Here is a 14,842-nt window from a genome sequence, read left to right on the forward strand (position 1 = left end):
GGCAGCCACCGTCAGCCGCATACGCCAGGAGCCCCGCCGTTGGGCGGGGCTCCTGGTGGGGCAATCTGGGTCGTTCAGGAACGACGCCGGTTTACTCGTCGCCGCGGAGGATGGCCAGCAGCCGGATGATCTCGACGTAGAGCCAGACCAGGGTGACCGTGAGGCCGAAGGCGGCGGTCCAGGAGAAGCGCTGCGGGGCTCCGGCGCTGATGGCCGCCTCGATGGACGTGAAGTCCATGATCAGGGAGAAGGCGGCCAGGCCGATCGCCAGGATGCCGATGAAGACGCCGAGCGGGATACCCATGATCTCCATGCTGGTGCTCAGGCCAAACGGCGTGGTCACGGCCCCGGTCATCATCATGAACATGTTGACGAGCGCGAACACTGCATAGCCGATCAGGGCGATCATGAAGAAGCGCATAAGCTTGGGCGTCGCCCGGACCTTGCCGCTCTTGAACAGCACGAGCGTCACGGCGAAGACGGACAGCGTTCCGACGACGGCCTGGATGCCGACGCCCGGGAACAGGTTGTCGAGGATGCGGGTCAGGCCGCCGAGGAAGAATCCTTCGAGCAGGGCGTAGGCCAGGATCAGCCCGGGTGACGGCTGCTTCTTGAAGGTGTTGACCATTGCGAGCGCGAAGCCGCCGAGGGCCCCGAGGATCATCAGCATGGATCCGGTGCCCTGCGGGACGGCGAGCGCCACGGCGGCGCCAACCACCAGGATGCCGAGGCACCCGGCGGTCTTGATGATGACGTCGTCGTACGTCATCCGGCCGATGTCGGCCGGGCCGGCGGCCGGGCGGTTGTACAGGTCCTGGAGCTGTTCCTGGGTCATGCCCTGCTGCGCCGAATTCCACCCGCCCTGGGCCGGGGCCTGGCCGTAGCCGGTCTGGCCATACGGGGCCTGGCCATACGGGTTCTGGCCATACGGGTTCTGGCCGTACGGGGCCTGCGGGGCAGGCGGCGCCTGGGTGGCTTCGCGGAAATTCTTTCCGCTGAAGATCGGGTTTCCGCCATGTGCCATTGCGGGTGTCCTCCAAAATAAGGGGGTGGGTGATGTTCCGGTGCGATGCGGACTAGACGAAACGGGATTCTATATAGTCACGCTACCAATTCCCACGGCCGACGGGGAGGGATAGTTCCCCGCGCGGGCCGCCGCAACCGAACCGTGACCTAAGTCCGCGGGTTCTTCAGGCCCGGTATGTCCGCAGACGCCGGCCGGGCAGTGCGGATTGCGGCAGGGCGGGTTGCGGCAGTGCCGGCGGCCAGCAGGCCGGGCTGTCCGTCACCGCGGAAATCGTCCAACCGCTTCGACGGGTCCCCCTTCGGCTCCGGGAGCGGGCCGGGAACCGGCGCCGGCGTTCCCGTGCCGCTGTTGACAATGACGTCGTCGATGTAGATGTCGGCCATTTGCTGATCGTGTTCGGAGCCAAGCTGGAGCGTGTCGAGCGTCATCGCGGAAATACTGACAGTGCCGGCGTAGACCGAACGCCCGTCCCACCAGATTTGGACCTGGGTCAAGGAGCCGTTGGGGACCACGTGCATGACAAGACGGTGCCAGGAGTCACTGGGGACGTCCCGCCGCAACGTGGTGTAGGTGAACCCTGCGGGTGAGGAGGTGCGGAGCACCAGCTCATGGGAGACGTTCTGCCGGAATACATCCAGGACGCGGACGCCGGCGGCAAAGAACCGGAAGTAGGGAACATTGTTTCCCGCCATTCCTTCGGCAGCGATATTGAACCATCCGTCCGCATACGCCTCGGTGGTCCCGGGGGTCAGGCCCACCGTCAGCCTGGCGATGGAGCCTGGCCCGGCAGTGGTGTGCAGGAGGGCGGCGCAGTTCCCGGAGCGCGAGAGCCCGGTGGACACCGAGGCATTCCCCGTCCCGGCCGTGGAGACGCCGAATCCGTCCAGGGTGGCCGCCTCGAAGCTGGATGCCGCCGCCTGGATCCCCGGATAGGGGTCTGTGAGTGCCGCTGTGGAGGGAACGCAGGCCTGCGCCCCCGCGGTCTCGGGGCCGAGGCTGAGCGCCGGAAGGCCCAGGATCGCCAGCACCAGCGAACCCGCGAGGCACAGCTTGACCACCCGGTTCATCAGTCGGCCCTCCACGATCGGCCCCTGCCATCGGCGCCGGCCGGATTCCGGAACGAAAGGACTCCTGGTCTGGCCTTCGGTTCCGGGCTCCGGTTCCGAACTCCGGCCCCGGACTCCGGTTCTGGCGCTCTTCGCACCATAACTCGGGGGGACTTGGAAAAATCTTGGAGGGGCGGTTCCGCGGGCCGGAGCGGGCGTGCCCGGCAGCCCGCACCAGCCCCGGGCTGGTCCGGCGAATTGTGGACCGGGCCGGCCACTGTTTAGGCATACTCGGAATCAACAAAAGTTTTCTTTAGCCGGGCTACATCAAGGGGTCGGCGCGGCTACACGGTTGTTACCCGATCGCGACGTTCTGCCTGCTCGCAGCGGCATTCATTGCCTCGCCCGGGCTGTAGCATAGGCCACACAGGGTGACGGACATCACAACACGTGATCGTATTGCCAGACGCTCGTCCCCTGACCGTTCGCAACGGTTGCAAAGGCGCAACCCACAGCACCCCCATGTGGAGGTTTTCAATTTGAGAAGCACAACGAGCGGCCTGTCGCAGAGACGGCGCGGCAGCCTACTGAGGGCTGTGGGGGCAGTATTTGCCGCCATGGCTGCGCTACTGCTCATCGTGGCCCCGGCGTCCAGCGCCACGACCCCTTCGCCGACACCATCCCCGTCGGCCACCCAGTTCACGAACAGCATCAGCGGCTTCCTGCGCGGCGATGACCGCGCCCCGATCCCCGGGGTAACCATCACCGCCACGAGCGGCGATTTCACGGGAACCACGAAATCGGGAGCCAACGGCGCCTGGACCATCGGCGTCCCCACCCAGGGAACCTACAAGGTCGAACTCGACGAGTCCACGCTTCCGCAGGGCATCAAACTGGCCGAGGGCCAGGAGAACCCCCGCAACGTCACCTTCAGCCAGACCTCCAACCTCTCGGTGATCTTCACCTTCGGCAAGGGCATCGTCGTCGAGCAGCAGAACTTCATGCAAAACCTGCTCAACCGGCTGGTGGCAGGCCTGAGCTTCGGCCTGCTGCTCGCCCTCGCGGCGGTGGGCCTGTCCCTGATCTTCGGCACCACCGGCCTGACCAACTTCGCCCACGGTGAGATGGTCACTCTTGGCGCGGTACTGGTGTTCGCCTTCAACCAGATGCAGCTGCCGTTCTGGCTGGCCATCATTCTGGCCGTCATCGGCGGCGGATTGTTCGGCTACGTCCAGGACGCGGGCCTGTGGAAGCCGCTGCGGCGCCGCGGAACCGGGCTTGTTCCGATGATGATCGTCAGTATCGGCCTCGCCCTGTCCGTGCGCTACATCATCCAGTTCTACTTCGGCGGCGCCACCCAGCAACTGCCATTCGCCCAGAGCGTGGAAATCCTGATCGGCCCGATCTCGATCTCCCCCAACAACCTCTTGTCCCTCCTCGTCAGTGCCGTCGTGATCGCCGTCCTCGGCGTCGTCCTGCTCAAGACCCGCCTGGGCAAGGCCACCCGCGCCGTGGCCGACAACCCGGCGCTGGCCGCGGCCTCCGGCATCGACGTCGACTCCGTCATCCGCATCGTCTGGGTGGTCGGCGGCATGCTCGCCGCCCTCGGCGGCATCCTTTGGGCCTACTACCGGCCCGGCGTCACCTTCGACATGGGCTCGCAGATTCTGCTGCTCATCTTCGCCGCCGTCACCCTCGGCGGCCTCGGCACAGTCTGGGGCGCCCTGGTCGGTTCCATCATCGTCGGCATCTTCGTTGAGCTGACCACCGTGTTCGGCCTCGCAGCCGACCTCAAATACGTGGGAGCGTTGTTCATCATGATTGTTGTCCTCTTGTTCCGCCCTCAGGGCATTCTGGGCCGCAAAGAGCGCGTGGGTTAGGAGACAGCCATGGATTTCGGATTCATATTTTCCAGCGCCGCCGGCGAGCTCTTCAGCCCGACAACAGCTGCCTATGCCCTGGCCACCCTCGGCCTCGCGGTTCACTTCGGATACACCGGCCTGCTCAACTTCGGCCAGGCAGGCTTCATGGCGGTGGGGGCCTACGGCTTCGCCATCTCCACCTTGACGTTCCATGTGCCGTTCTTCGTCGGACTGCTCGTCGCCGTCGTGGCCTCCGCCATCTTCGCCCTGCTGCTGGGCATCCCGACGCTGCGGCTGCGGGCGGACTATCTGGCCATCGTGACCATCGCGGCGGCCGAAATCGTGCGGTACATCGTCACGACCAACCAGCTGACCGCCATCACCGGTTCGGCTAACGGCCTTGCCGCCTTTGAGGGCGATTTCTACGCGATGAACCCCTTCCCGCCGGGAACCTACGTTGGCATGAACAACCGCGACTTCTTCATCCGAGTGGTCGCCTGGGCAGTCGTGGCCATTTTCTGCACCTTGGTCTGGCTGCTGATGCGCAGCCCCTGGGGCCGTGTGCTCAAGGGCATCCGCGAGGACGAGAACGCCGTCCGCTCGCTCGGCAAGAACGTGTACGCCTACAAGATGCAGTCCCTCATCATCGGCGGCGCGCTCGGTGCCCTGGCAGGCATGATCTTCACGATTCCCCGCGGTGCGGTGCAGCCGGCCAACTACGGCACGGAACTGACGTTCTTCCTCTACACCTGCCTGCTGCTCGGCGGGCTCGGCACTGTGCTCGGTCCTGTGGTCGGCGCCATGATCTTCTGGGTGGTGCTCTCGCTCACCCAGGGCATCCTCTATGGCCTGATCGAGTCCGGCACCATCACGTGGCTGAACACGGTCCAGGCCGGGCAGCTGCGTTACATCCTGGTCGGCGTGGCGCTCATGCTGCTGATGATCTTCAGGCCCCAGGGCGTTCTCGGCAATAAGAAGGAGCTGGCATTCGCATGAGCATTCCAAGCGAAGAGTCACGGGACGAAACCCGCAGGTCGGAAGAAATCGACTACATGACGGACACCCGTCCGATCGCCGCCGGCGAGATCGCGCCCGGTTGCAAGAAGCGTGATCCGATCGTGGTGGCGGAGAACGTCACCCGCAGCTTCGGCGGCATCAACGCCGTCGACGTCCAGTACCTTGAGATCCCGCGGCACAAGATCACCGCACTGATCGGCCCCAACGGCGCCGGCAAGACCACCTTGTTCAACCTGCTGACGGGATTCGACACCCCGAACTCGGGTACATGGCAGTTCGAGGGCAACAACATCGCCGGTGTCTCCTCCTACAAGGTCGCCCGGATGGGAATGGTGCGCACGTTCCAGCTCACCAAGGTCATGGGCAAGCTCACCGTCATGGAGAACATGCGCCTCGGCGCCTCTAACCAGTCCGGCGAACGGCTGTCCAAGGCCCTGTTCAAGGGCATCTGGGGCGGCCAGGAAAAGACGATCACCCAGCAAGCCAACGGGCTGCTGGAGAAGTTCAAACTGGACGCCAAGAGGGACGACTACGCGGCGTCACTGTCCGGCGGGCAGCGCAAGCTGCTGGAGATGGCCCGCTCCCTGATGGTCCGGCCCAAGCTGGTCATGCTCGACGAGCCCATGGCCGGCGTCAACCCGGCGCTGACACAGTCGCTGCTGGACCACATCAAGAACCTCAAGGCCGAGGGCATGACCGTCTTGTTCGTCGAGCACGACATGAACATGGTCCGCCACATCGCCGACTGGGTGGTCGTGATGGCAGAGGGCAAGATCGTTGCGGAAGGACCTCCCGCCGAGGTCATGAAGAACCCCGCCGTGATCGACGCCTACCTCGGCGCCCACCACGACGTGGATCTCGGCGACGCGGAAGGCATCAAGGAACTGGCCGCGGAGCTGGTCGCCGACGAAGAATCGATTGTCGGCACCGAAAACGCCGGCATCATCTCCGCCGACGTCCTCGCCACCGAGGCGGAGGAAGCGGCGCCGAACGGGACGCGCGGCCGCCGCAGCGCAGGCGAGCCGAACCGCGCCGAAGAGCCGAACCGCACAGAGAAGGACACAGAATGAGCGCCACCAGCGCGGCACCGGCCGCCCAGCCCGCCTTCGATGGCGACTCGGTCGTGAAGGTCACCGATCTGGTGGCTGGTTACATCCCCGGCGTCAATATCCTCAACGGCTGCAGCATCGAGGCCCGCAAGGGTGAGCTGATCGGCATCATCGGCCCCAACGGCGCCGGCAAGTCCACGCTGCTGAAAGCCATGTTTGGCCTGGTCAAGGTCCACTCCGGCTCGGTGGTGGTCCGCGGGCAGGACATCACCGGGCTCAAGGCCAACAAGCTGGTCACTAAGGGCGTCGGCTTCGTTCCGCAGAACAACAACGTGTTCGCCGCCCTGACCATCGAGGAAAACCTGCAGATGGGCATGTTCCAGCGGCCCAAGGACTTCGCCAAGCGGTTCGACTTCGTCTCCGAACTGTTCCCGGAGCTCGCCAAACGGCGCGCCCAGCGGGCCGGCTCGCTCTCCGGCGGCGAACGCCAGATGGTCGCCATGGGACGGGCCCTCATGATGGACCCGGCCGTACTGCTGCTCGATGAGCCCTCCGCGGGCCTCTCCCCTGTCAAGCAGGATGAGACCTTCCTCCGGGTCCACGAGATCAACCGGGCCGGCGTCTCCGTCATCATGGTGGAGCAAAACGCGCGCCGCTGCCTGCAGATCTGCGACCGCGCCTACGTGCTGGACCAGGGCAAGGACGCGTACACCGGTACTGGCCGGGAACTCATGAAGGATCCCAAGGTCATCCAGCTCTATCTGGGGACGCTAGCCGACACTGTCGAATAAGCACTTCGGGCAGCATCCCCCTCAGGGGCCGTCACCAGCCGGTGGCGGCCCCTTTGCGTGCCCGGCGGTGCCTGTTAGGGCCCAGGCCTCCGACCACGCCTCGGCAGCCTACGACGGCGTCACGCGGCGTCTGCACCGCTCCCCCGGCACTACCACCGCTCCCCTGCCAAGTTCGGGCGGGGACCCCTGCCGCCGTGGGCCCACCCGCAGCCCCCTGCGCTCCGCGGCAGGACGACGACGGCGTCACGCAGCGCGGAGTTAGGGCGGGCACCCAGCGGGCTAAGCCGTAATCCCGGCGTCGAGCTATCCATGCGGGCCAAAAAGTCTGCTGCGCGTGACGCCCCTCCCCGGCTCCCCCGGACGCAAAAGACCCCCGTCCGGACTGGACGGGGGTCTCTTGTGTGTCGGTGGGAAGCGGCTTACAGCTTGCCGAATTCTTCCTTGACCGGCTTGTAGGTGTTGTCATCCTGGAACTCGTAGATGCCGATGTAGGCTTCCGTCGGGTCGCCGGCGTCGGAGAACGTTACGGGGCCGGACTGGCCGTCGTAGTCGATGTCCTTCCCGTTGCGGAGCAGGGTGACGCAGGTCGGGAACGTGTTGCACTTCTCCCCGCCTTCGGAAACTGCCTTGAGCTGGGCTGCGATATCGGTGCCCTTGGTGCTCTTGGCGGCCTCGGCAGCGAGTGCGATCAGGTTCACGGCGTCGTAGGACTCACCGGAGTAGCTGTAGTCCTTCAGCGCCGGGTCGATCGCCAGGAGCTTCTTCTTGAAGTCCTCCTTGGCGAAGGTGCCCGGGATGGTGCCCTGTGCGCCCTTCAGGGTGCCCGCCTGGAAGTCCTTGCTGTAGTCGGACATGTTGCCGTCCACCATGAAGATCTGGGTGGGCTTGACGCCCTTGCCCGTCATCAGCGGGACGATGCTCTTGGCCTGGTCGAAGGTGATCAGGGCAATGGCATCCGGCTTGGCGGCGAGAACCTTGTCCACCTGGCTGCTGAACTGGGAATCGCCTTCATTGAAGAGCTCCTGGGCAACAACCTTGCCGCCGGCCGCCTCGAAAGCGGACTGGACGTTCTTGGCAAGGCCGGTTCCGTAGGCGTCGTTCAGGACGATCATGCCGACCGTCTGGGCGCCACAGGTGGCCATGTAGTTGCCGAGGACCTTGCCCTGGAGCACGTCCGAGGGGGCGGTGCGCCAGTAGAGGCCCTTGTCATCCCACGCCGTGAAGTCCGGGGAGGTGTTGGCCGGGGAGAACTGGACGACGCCGGCACCGGTGATCTGGTTGATCACGGTCTTGGAGACACCCGAGGAGGCTGCGCCGACGATGGCGCTGACGCCCTGTCCGAGCAGTGCCGTGGTGGACTGGGTGGCGATGTCGGTCTTGGTGTCGCCGGAGTCGCGGTGGATGACCTCAACCGGCTTGCCCAGGACGCCGCCTGCATCGTTGACCTCCTTGATGCCGAGGTTGACGCCTGCAATTTCGGGCGGGCCGAGGAAGGCCAGCGAGCCCGTCGTCGGCAGGAGCGAGCCGATCTTCAGGGGTGTGGGGGTGGTGGTGGCCGAAGCGGGGACAGTGCCCGCTTCGCCGGCGGCGCTGGTACCGCCACCGGTGGCGCTGGGTGCCGGGCACGCGATTCCCGCGGCCGCGGCTGAGCTGGATCCCGACGAACTCGGGGCGGGTGAACCGCCACAAGCCGTAGCCAGAAGGGCGACGCCGAGGCTAAGCACTGTGAGCTTAGCGACGCGGGGCGCAACCCGGGGGAGTGAAGTCATGTACAAGCTCCTCGATCTAAAGGTGCGAACGGCCTTTGACGCGAAAGATCAGGTGTTCCTGATTCCACTTCAAGCTAGTGCAATTTCGACGTGAAAATAAGTGACTACGGTCACATCCTTATAACACTCGTTGCATAGAGGAAATCTGGACGGTTGCTGTGGACGTTTGTGGCGGGGGCGACAGCCCGGAATGGCCGGAGGGCCAGGGGTCGCCGAGGCTCAGGCCGTGGACCGGGCCAGGGCTCGCCGAGGGTCAGTCCGCTCGGCCGGGGGCGCCTTAGGGCGGCGCGTAACACAGTGCCCCAGGTGGGACTCGAACCCACAACACGCGGATTTTAAGTCCGCTGCCTCTGCCAATTGGGCTACTGGGGCGCCCGGTCAATGGTATCCCGTCGCCGGGCGGATCAGCCCGCGAAAGGGTCTGCGTAGCGGAAGGTGCCGCTCACGCCGCCGGGCCAGACGGCGAGCGGCAGCAACTGGAAGTGCGCGGCCCAGCCCGCCTCCGGCGGCGCCACCCCGAGAGACGTGGACGGAACAAAGCCGAAGCGGGAGTAATACTCTGGGCTGCCCAGCAGCGCAATCCCCCGCTCCCCCGCGGTGTTGGCCCGCGCCACCGTCTCGTTCATGAGCGCGGTGCCGATGCCGTGGCGCTGCAGCCGCGGCACCACCCCGATCGGCCCGAGCCCGAGCAACTCCAGCTCGCCCACCCAACCGCGGGTACTGATCACATGCCCCACGATTTCGCCGTCGAGTTCCGCAACGATGCTGAACGCCGGCAGGTATTCCTGGCACTCGAACAACCGGGCCAGCAGCTTCACCTCCTCGGGTTCACCGTCGACGTGCTCCCCGGTGGCGGGCGAGACGGCAAACGCGGCGGCGGTGAGGGCGAGGATGGCGGGACGGTCCGCTGGTTCCTCGCTGCGCAGTACGAGCTCCGGTGCCGGCTTGTGCTCGCCGTTGGCCGCGACGAGTTCGTGCAGTACCTCCAAAGCCCGTTCGGCATCCGCCACCGGCACCAGCAGGTGGTCATGGTGGAAGCCGGCCAGGACGTTGCAGCTGATCTTCGCCTCGGTCAGGGCGGCACTGACGGCTGCCGTCAGGCCGATAGCCTCCAGCGAAGAGTGCACCTGAAGCGTGATCCAGGCCGCGACGAAGTCGTAGGAGAGCCCCAGGCTGTCCGCTTCCTTCCGCGGCAGCACGACGGTCAGCCCTTCCGCCTCACGGACGGCAGCCGAGATTGCCCCGGCCAGGGGCTTGCCATGCGGCCACAGGGCGTAGACGTATTCGCCCTCGCGCAGTTCAGGGTGCATGGTGGCCAGGAGGGCGTGCAGGTCCTTTTCAGCTGTCATGGAGCCAGTCTAGGCGCGCGTCCTGCGCTCCTGTCCGCTCCCGGCGCCCTGCGGCGGCTGCCCGCCACGAAAACGGCGGCCGCTCCCCCCTGAGGGGAACGGCCGCCGTCGAAGGCTCGGATCAGGCTACTTGGAGTCGGCCGGAACAGCTTCCTTGGTGTTGTTCTTGGCAGTGTCGTTCTTCGCACTGTCATTCTTCGCAGTGTCCGCAGGTGTGCCTGCAACAGGCGCAGCGGCAGGCTTCGGGGCCGGCGTCGCCGCGGCCACGAAGGCGCCGCGCGGGTTGTCCAGGTCCATCAGCTGCGTGGTGTCGCGGCCCAGGAAGAAGGCCCAGACCCAGCCGGAGATGACGCGGATCTTACGCTCCACGGTGGGGATGGCCATGCCGTGGTAGCCACGGTGTGCCAGCCAGGCCAGCGGGCCCTTGAGGCCGATGCGGCCAACCAGGTTGATGTTCGCCACGCCCTTCCATTCGCCGAAGCCGGCGACGGCGCCCAGGTTCTTGTGCTTGTAGTCCTTGAGCGGCTTGTCCCAGCGGGAGGCCCACAGGTTCTTGGCCAGGCGCTTGGCCTGGCGCAGCGCGTGCTGGGCGTTCGGCACGCAGGTGCCGTCCGGCAGGCCGCTGCCCGTGAGGTCGGGGACGGCGGCGACGTCACCGGCGGCCCAGGCGTTCTCGATGATGCCCTCGTCGCCTGCGATGCGCAGGTCGGCCAGGACGCGGACGCGGCCGCGCGGCTCGAGCGGGAAGTCGGTGGAGCGGACCATCGGGTTGGCCTGCACACCGGCAGTCCAGACCAGGGTGTCGGTCTCGAATTCCTGGGCCGGGCTCTTGTCCGGGAGGTTGATGAGCTTCAGGGAACCCTCGGCGTTGTCCAGGGAGGTGTTCAGCAGGACCTCGATGCCGCGGCTGCGGAGGTGTTCGACGACCCATTCGGCCTGCGGTGCCGTGACCTCGGGCATGATGCGGCCCATCGCCTCGACCAGGACGAAGCGGACTTCCTCCTGCTTGACGCGCGGGTTGTTCTTGACTGCGGCGCGGGCCAGGTCTTCCATTTCGGTGATGCACTCGATGCCGGCGAAGCCGCCGCCGACGACGACGAACGTCAGGGCGCGGGCGCGCTCAACGGGGTCCGTCATGAGGGAACCGGTCTCGATCCGCTCGAGAACCTTGTTGCGCAGGGCGACGGCTTCCTCGATGGTCTTCAGGCCGATGCCCTTGTCCGCGAGGCCCTTGATCGGGAACGTGCGGGTGATGGCGCCAGCGGCCAGCACGACGTCGAAGTAGGGAATCTCGAGGGTGTCGCCACCGTCGGAGGGTGCGATCACGGCCGTGCGGTTGGCGTGGTCGATCGAGGTGACGCGGCCCTGGATGAGTTCCGTCTGCTTCAGGTGCTGGCGGTGCGAGACGACTGCGTGGCGCGCCTCAATGTTGCCGCCGGCAACTTCCGGCAGGAAGGGCTGGTAGGTCATGTAGGGCAGCGGATCCACGAGGGTGACGATGCCACCTGCATTCGCGATCTTTTTCTGAAGTTTGAGGGCTACATACAGGCCGACGTACCCGCCGCCGACGACGAGTACCCGGGGACGGTCCTGGAGCTGAAGGGAGGATGCCATAGCTCAAGAATACAGTAGTTTGTGAAAACCTTCACTAACTATGACGGCTTGCTGGAGTCCACCGGATTGACGGCCTCGGGCTCGGCCCTACCGGGCCCCTCCGGTCCCTCCGGCCCGTCTTGTGGCGGCGTGCGCATGGCGGCCCGCAGCTGGAAAGCGGCGGCCACAATGATTCCCACGAGCAGGGAACCGAAGCCCAGGACCACCGCGGCCGGTACGGCGCTGTCCAGCTGGGACGGCTTCTCAGCGACGGGCACGGTCGCTTCGGGCAGGGTGGGCGCGGCGCTGGAGGGCGCGGACTCCGCAGCAGGTGCGGTCGTGGCGAGGTTTCCGCGCCGGTGGACCCGGATCCAGTCCGAAATGGACCCCAGCGGATTGACTTTGGTCTCCGGGACGTCGGCCTTGAGTGCGGCCTCGGCATTCAGCACGCCGAAGCCGTAGAGCGGATCCTTCCCTGGCGCACCGGCGTCCTTGGCCGTGGTGACGATCCGGTTGATGACCTGGCTCGCGGACATCTCGGGCCATTTGGAACGAATCAGGGCCGCGACGCCGGAAACGATCGGCGTGGCTCCGGAGGTGCCTGCCCAGTCGGCATAGCCGCCGCCGGGCACGCCGCCGACCAGGTCCTCGGCGGGAGCTGCGACGCCGATGCTGATGCCCTGCGAGGAGGAGTCGATGCTGGCCGCGCCCGTGCGGTCCAGGCCTGCAACGGTCAGGACACCGGGGATCGTGGCCGGGGCGCCGACCTGGACGTTGCCGCCCACCCGGTTGCCCGCCGCGGCGACGATCACGACGTCCTTCTGTTCGGCGTAGAGGAATGCCGCGTCCCAGCTCTGCGGCCATTCCGGCGACGTGCTGCCGAGGGAGATGTTGATGACGCGGGCGCCGTTGTCGACGGCCCACCGCACTGCCTCCGGGATCTGGTCCTGGTCACTTTTGCCGCCCGGGTTGGCGGAACCGAGCCAGGTGGAGACGGACAGCAGCTGGGCTTCCGGGGCGACGCCGACGACGCCTTCCGGACCAACAGCAGGGCCAACGGCCGGTCCAGCGGCTGAGCCAGTTGCGCTGGCGCTCGGTTTGGGAGTGGCTTCGGGCGGTTGATGCCCCCGCCCGGCGAGCATGGTGGCCACGAGGGTGCCGTGTTCGGGTTTGGCGCCGATACTCCCCTGACCGTTGGCCTTGCCGGCGCCGGAAATGTCTGCGCCGCCGGCGAGCACGCCACCCAAATCCGGATGCCGCCCGTCCACGCCGCTGTCAATGACGGCGACCTTGACGCCGGCCCCCTTGGAAACGTCCCAGGCTTTGGTGATGCCGGATTCGGCAAGCCAGTATTCCTTGTCCCGCCAGGAGTCGGCGTAGGCGGGCGCGGCCAAGGTCAGCGCCGCCGTGGAGGCCCCGCCAGCGAGGGCCAAGGCCATCAACGCGGAGGCGGTCCTGCGGCGCCGGGCTGTTGCTCTGGTCATTCAGGTCCTATCGGCGGATGCACCAGCGGCACGGTCGCGCGCTGGGCCCAACTGCTGGGGCGGGATCATCGGATGCTGAGGGCAATTCCGTCAAGAATATCGTGTTCACTGCTCACGGCCGTGGTGATGCGCCCGCCGGTGGCCTCGGCCACGCGCTGCAGGACCCGCCGCCAAACGAGGCCACCGGCACCGATCACGTCCACCCGCCCGGGGTGCATGTACGGCAGCTCGGCCCGCTCCTCCCGGGTCATTTCGAGCAGCTCGGTGCAGGCCTTCCGGACCGCGTCCAGGTCCAGTTCGGTGCCATGGATCGCGGCCGGCGAGTACTCCGGCAGGCGCAGCGCATGCGCCGTGATGGTGGTGACGGAGCCTGCCACGCCGACGACGGCGGTGGTGAGTTCCAGCGGAACGGTCTGTGCCGCCTCGCTGATGGCGGCGTCGACGTCGGCCTCTGCCGCGGCAATCTGTTCCGCAGTGGGCGGATCGCTGCGCAGGTGCCGTTCGGTCATCCGGACGCAGCCGACGTCGACCGAGCGGGCGGCGATGACCCCGTCGGCGTTGCCCAGCACGAACTCCGTGCTTCCGCCGCCGAGGTCCACCACCAGCACGGGCTCCTCCCCGCGGGAGGGCAGGACACTGCTGGCGCCGGCGAAGGACAGTGCGGCTTCCTCGTCGCCGGTGATCACCTCGGGTTCGACGCCGAGGATGTCGCGGATGCCGTCGACGAAGACCTGGCGGTTGCGGGCATCGCGGGTGGCGGAGGTGGCCACGAAGCGCATCTTTTCGGCGCCGTGCTCACGGATCAGGGCAGCATAGTCCCGGGTCGCGGCGAAGGTGCGCTCAAGCGCTTCCTGGGCCAGTTCACCCGTGGAGTCCACGCCCTGGCCCAGCCGGACCACGCGCATTTCCCGCACGATGTCGGTCAGCCGCGGCGTGGCCTGCCCTGTTGCGCCGCCTGCGCCCGCATCTGCGCTCACAGCCGTGTCCACATCTGCGATCAGCAGGCGGATCGAGTTGGTGCCGCAGTCTACGGCCGCGACCCGGGTCACTGGGACTCCCCCGTGCCGGCGGTGGCGGCCGTGTCGGCAGCGCCGGCGGTGGCGGCCATGTCAGCGGCGCCGGCGGCGTCACCGCGGGACTTGCGGACCGGCGCCGGCCGGCCCACGATCTCCGGCAGGCCCTGGGGTCCATGGCGGCTGAGGTCCCGGGACGGGGCCTCCCCGCCCGTGTCCCAGGCGCCGTCGCAGTAACAGCGCTCCACGGTCCACCATTCGGCGATGGCCGCGATCGTCTCATCCCCGAGCGGGTTCACGCCCGGGCCGGCAGCCAGCGAATGCCCGACGAGCACGTGCAGGCATTTGACGCGGGTCGGCATTCCGCCGGCGGAGACGCCGTCGATTTCGGGAACGGCCCCGATGCCGGAGCGCGCGCCGATCTCGGCTCGGGAGGCCAGATATGCCTCGTGGGCGGACCGGTACCGGGCCGCGAGGCCGGCGTCGGCAGCGAGCCGGTCGTTCATTTCGTTCATCAGCCCGGCGGCCTCCAGCCGCGAAACCGCCGACGTGATCACCGGGTGGGTGAGGTAAAACGTGGTGGGGAACGGCGTCCCGTTGCTGAGCCGCGGCGAGGTGGCGGCGACGAGCGGGTTTCCGCAGACGCAGCGGGCCGGGATTTCGACGACGTCGCGCACGGGCCTGCCCAGCTGGCGGCTGAGGACCTCGAGGTCGTGCGGCGACGGCTGGCGGGAGCCCTCCGGCGCGTCCGCCCTGTGCCGTGGCGCCGTCGTCCTGGCCCGGTCGTCGTTCTCTGCTTCTCGGTTCTGGTCCACTCGGTTCTCGTCCACGGGAGTGGCACC

General features: G+C 67.1%; 12 protein-coding genes and 1 tRNA gene. 4 read left to right on the forward strand and 9 right to left on the reverse strand.

Features of this window, described 5'->3' with window-relative positions:
• Positions 1 to 91: 91 nt before the first annotated feature.
• Together C560_RS0107990 and C560_RS21425 are read right to left on the reverse strand one after the other, a co-directional pair.
• A complete protein-coding gene (locus C560_RS0107990) occupies positions 92 to 1,024 on the reverse strand; it encodes a Bax inhibitor-1/YccA family protein (RefSeq protein ID WP_026537796.1) in 933 nt (310 codons plus the stop codon).
• A 149-nt stretch (positions 1,025 to 1,173) separates the two neighbouring features.
• A complete protein-coding gene (locus tag C560_RS21425; protein ID WP_155855756.1) occupies positions 1,174 to 2,109 on the reverse strand; it encodes a hypothetical protein in 936 nt (311 codons plus the stop codon).
• Positions 2,110 to 2,690: 581 nt separating this feature from the next.
• Between C560_RS21425 and C560_RS0108000 the strand changes: the two genes are divergently transcribed.
• Genes C560_RS0108000 through C560_RS0108015 form a run of 4 tightly spaced genes read left to right on the forward strand, consistent with a single transcriptional unit; the run spans position 2,691 to position 6,792 of the window.
• Entirely contained in the window at positions 2,691 to 3,953 is a 1,263-nt protein-coding gene (locus C560_RS0108000; protein WP_231494292.1) for a branched-chain amino acid ABC transporter permease, read from the forward strand.
• Positions 3,954 to 3,962: 9 nt separating this feature from the next.
• The gene (locus C560_RS0108005; protein WP_018774722.1) at positions 3,963 to 4,931 is read left to right on the forward strand and encodes a branched-chain amino acid ABC transporter permease; all 969 of its coding nucleotides are present in this window, start codon (positions 3,963 to 3,965) and stop codon (positions 4,929 to 4,931) included.
• Complete coding sequence (locus C560_RS0108010) at positions 4,928 to 6,022, forward strand: ABC transporter ATP-binding protein (RefSeq protein ID WP_026537798.1); 1,095 nt, start codon at positions 4,928 to 4,930, stop codon at positions 6,020 to 6,022. Before C560_RS0108005 ends, C560_RS0108010 begins: the two co-directional genes overlap by 4 nt.
• Positions 6,019 to 6,792 carry an ABC transporter ATP-binding protein gene (locus C560_RS0108015; protein WP_026537799.1) on the forward strand — a complete coding sequence of 258 codons (774 nt, stop codon included), beginning with the start codon at positions 6,019 to 6,021 and terminating at the stop codon, positions 6,790 to 6,792. The genes C560_RS0108010 and C560_RS0108015 overlap by 4 nt, the downstream gene beginning before the upstream one ends.
• A 419-nt stretch (positions 6,793 to 7,211) precedes the next feature.
• Here C560_RS0108015 and C560_RS0108020 read toward each other — a convergent pair whose 3' ends face one another.
• The 7 genes from C560_RS0108020 to C560_RS0108050 all read right to left on the reverse strand — a co-directional run bounded on the left by C560_RS0108020 (position 7,212) and on the right by C560_RS0108050 (position 14,689).
• Positions 7,212 to 8,561: an ABC transporter substrate-binding protein gene (locus C560_RS0108020; RefSeq protein WP_026537800.1), complete on the reverse strand. Its 1,350-nt coding sequence runs from the start codon at positions 8,559 to 8,561 to the stop codon at positions 7,212 to 7,214.
• A gap of 298 nt (positions 8,562 to 8,859) precedes the next feature.
• Positions 8,860 to 8,933, reverse strand: a tRNA-Leu gene (locus C560_RS0108025).
• 32 nt (positions 8,934 to 8,965) lie between these two features.
• Entirely contained in the window at positions 8,966 to 9,910 is a 945-nt protein-coding gene (locus C560_RS0108030) for an N-acetyltransferase (RefSeq protein ID WP_026537801.1), read from the reverse strand.
• A 126-nt stretch (positions 9,911 to 10,036) separates the two neighbouring features.
• Complete coding sequence (locus C560_RS0108035; protein WP_026537802.1) at positions 10,037 to 11,524, reverse strand: NAD(P)/FAD-dependent oxidoreductase; 1,488 nt, start codon at positions 11,522 to 11,524, stop codon at positions 10,037 to 10,039.
• 38 nt (positions 11,525 to 11,562) lie between these two features.
• On the reverse strand, positions 11,563 to 12,987 hold the full coding sequence (locus C560_RS0108040) for a S8 family serine peptidase (RefSeq protein WP_043422778.1): 1,425 nt from the start codon (positions 12,985 to 12,987) through the stop codon (positions 11,563 to 11,565).
• A 65-nt stretch (positions 12,988 to 13,052) separates the two neighbouring features.
• Positions 13,053 to 14,036, reverse strand: a complete 984-nt coding sequence (locus C560_RS0108045; RefSeq protein ID WP_026537804.1) for a Ppx/GppA phosphatase family protein — start codon at positions 14,034 to 14,036, stop codon at positions 13,053 to 13,055.
• Positions 14,033 to 14,689, reverse strand: coding sequence for a DUF501 domain-containing protein (locus tag C560_RS0108050; protein ID WP_231494298.1), 657 nt, complete (start codon positions 14,687 to 14,689; stop codon positions 14,033 to 14,035). The genes C560_RS0108045 and C560_RS0108050 overlap by 4 nt, the downstream gene beginning before the upstream one ends.
• Between the last annotated feature and the right edge of the window lie 153 nt (positions 14,690 to 14,842).

The organism is Arthrobacter sp. 9MFCol3.1 (genome assembly GCF_000620385.1).
Classification (GTDB): Bacteria; Actinomycetota; Actinomycetes; order Actinomycetales; family Micrococcaceae; genus Arthrobacter.

Excerpts from the sequence above, each read along its gene's own strand:
- C560_RS0107990 (WP_026537796.1), bottom strand. The coding sequence starts at position 1,024 with ATGGCACATGGCGGAAACCCGATCTTCAGCGGAAAGAATTTCCGCGAA.
- C560_RS0108000 (WP_231494292.1), top strand. The coding sequence starts at position 2,691 with ATGGCTGCGCTACTGCTCATCGTGGCCCCGGCGTCCAGCGCCACGACC.
- C560_RS0108005 (WP_018774722.1), top strand. The coding sequence starts at position 3,963 with ATGGATTTCGGATTCATATTTTCCAGCGCCGCCGGCGAGCTCTTCAGC.
- C560_RS0108010 (WP_026537798.1), top strand. The coding sequence starts at position 4,928 with ATGAGCATTCCAAGCGAAGAGTCACGGGACGAAACCCGCAGGTCGGAA.
- C560_RS0108015 (WP_026537799.1), top strand. The coding sequence starts at position 6,019 with ATGAGCGCCACCAGCGCGGCACCGGCCGCCCAGCCCGCCTTCGATGGC.
- C560_RS0108020 (WP_026537800.1), bottom strand. The coding sequence starts at position 8,561 with ATGACTTCACTCCCCCGGGTTGCGCCCCGCGTCGCTAAGCTCACAGTG.
- C560_RS0108030 (WP_026537801.1), bottom strand. The coding sequence starts at position 9,910 with ATGACAGCTGAAAAGGACCTGCACGCCCTCCTGGCCACCATGCACCCT.
- C560_RS0108035 (WP_026537802.1), bottom strand. The coding sequence starts at position 11,524 with ATGGCATCCTCCCTTCAGCTCCAGGACCGTCCCCGGGTACTCGTCGTC.
- C560_RS0108040 (WP_043422778.1), bottom strand. The coding sequence starts at position 12,987 with ATGACCAGAGCAACAGCCCGGCGCCGCAGGACCGCCTCCGCGTTGATG.